Origin of the sequence: Streptococcus sp. k-378, from assembly GCF_013277505.1 — a bacterium.
Taxonomy (GTDB): Bacteria; Bacillota; Bacilli; order Lactobacillales; family Streptococcaceae; genus Streptococcus; species Streptococcus pseudopneumoniae.
On record NZ_VMNC01000029.1, the window covers coordinates 1 to 2,044 of the forward strand.

The 2,044-nt window shown below is 39.5% G+C and carries 1 protein-coding gene and 1 pseudogene; both read right to left on the reverse strand.

The genetic code is table 11. The features are described from left to right. Positions 1 to 515: pseudogene (locus HT719_RS03670) on the reverse strand (transposase family protein); the annotation flags it as partial. A gap of 44 nt (positions 516 to 559) precedes the next feature. Beyond that, positions 560 to 1,879: a CapA family protein gene (locus HT719_RS03675; protein ID WP_000830204.1), complete on the reverse strand. Its 1,320-nt coding sequence runs from the start codon at positions 1,877 to 1,879 to the stop codon at positions 560 to 562. Positions 1,880 to 2,044 lie beyond the last annotated feature (165 nt).

A 2,044-nucleotide genomic window follows, 5' to 3' on the forward strand; every position in this document is an offset into this window, starting at 1 on the left:
GTCCGATATTTCTGCGACTCATTTTGAACAACTTCATATCATGACAATAGTTCACAGTGATCTCCAAAGAAACAATTCTCCCTTGACTTGTGACAATCGCTTGAGCCTTCATAGCGTGAAATTTCTTTTTACCAGAATAATTCGCTAATTCTTTTTTTAGGGCGATTGATTTTTACTTCCGTCGCATCAATCATTACCGTGTCCTCAGAACTGAGAGGAGTTCTTGAAATCGTAACACCACTTTGAACAAGAGTTACTTCAACCCATTGGCTCCGACGGATTAAGTTGCTTTCGTGAATACCAAAATCAGCCGCAATTTGTTCATAAGTGCGGTATTCTCGCACATATTGAAGAGTGGCCATAAGAAGGTCTTCTAGGCTTAATTTAGGTTTTCGTCCCCCTTTTGCGTGTTTAATTTTTAATACAGCTAACATCTCTTCAAAAGTCGTGCGCTGAACACCAACAAGACGATTAAATTGTGCATCAGTTAGTTGTTTACTTGCTTCATAATTCATAGAACTATTATACCATATTTTGTTTCGCAGGAAGTCTATTCAAGCTAATCCCACTTCAATCCCACATGTTCGTTCATTTCTTTATAGGCTGTATCAATTCGTTCCTTAGTCGCTTCATCTAACTGGTCACGATGACTGCCACCCTCTATAAAATCTTCCAAGATATAGGTTTGATAATGATATAAAGGATAGCCTTCTGGTGAAAAGGTTCCCTTTGGTGTTCGATTGACCCAAGTAGGATGAGCTTTAGCTGTTCCGATAGTTGTTTTTCCATCCTTCTTCTTAATGGTTACATCCATGAGAACGCCACGTTCAGTCCACTTAGCATTTTCTTCATCTCCCATAGATTCAATCCGTTGATTGGAAATGAAGTTCCCCATTGAATAGATAATGAGTTTCTTGTCTCCATCTTTTTCAACCGTTTCAGATGGTTCCACAACGTGAGGATGCCCTCCAAAGATAATATCCGCCCCCCAATCAATCATCTTGTGATAAAGAGCTTTTTGTTCCTCAGTTGGTTCCAATCGATACTCCACACCCATCTGAGGCATGATAATGGTGATATCTGCTTCCTTCTCTGCCCGTTCAATTTCAGCCTTCATCTTATCTTCGTTTAAATCTGAAAGATAACGATTATAGTCTTCCTGAGAAATATACCGTTCAATTCCATTGAATCCATAGGAATAGGCCAAAAGAGCAACCTTGATTCCATTCACTTCCTTAATGACCAGCGGAGCCTGATCACGTGGTTCGTGCGTATAAACTCCGATTGGAGTGATTCCAGCTTTCTCAATAATATCGGCCGTTGAAATAACTCCTTCAATTTGCGAATCCAAAATATGATTATGAGCTAAATCTAGCACATGATAACCTGCATCCTTAATGGCATCCATAACTTCAGCAGGAGCATTAAAGAGAGGATAACCTGCTAAATAATGATCCTTATTGATGGTTCCTTCAAAGTCACCAATAGCTAAGTCTGCTTGCTTGAGCCAAGGAGTCACATACTCAAAATTCTCATGAAAGTCATAGGTACCGTCTTCTTTTTTAGCTGAAAAGAAAAGTCCATCGTGGTAGAGCAAATCTCCGTTGGCCATAATTCTGGCAGTTTTTTCCTCTTCCTGCTCCTGAGACTTTTGCTTAGTCCCCTCTTGAGAAATAGTATCTCGTTTTTGACTGGTTAAAGGGATTCCTTGGAAACTTTCAACCAACAAGACCAAGCCCATTGATAAAGCAACTGCTAGCAAGAGTACCGCCACAAATCCTTTATTGCTCCACCTGCGATAACTCCTAAAAAAGTTTACCAAGCCCTTCATAAAACGAAAAGCTAAACCACCCTGATTTCGATTTTGTCTTCTTTTCATCTTCATTCTCCCTACTTTCTTATGCAAGCCTTTTCTTTTTATTATATCATAGATAAGTAATTCTTTCACAATTGATACTCTTCGAAAATCTCTTCAAACCACGTCAGCGTCGCCTTACCGTATATATGTTACCGACTTCGTCAGTTCTATCTACAACCTCAAAGC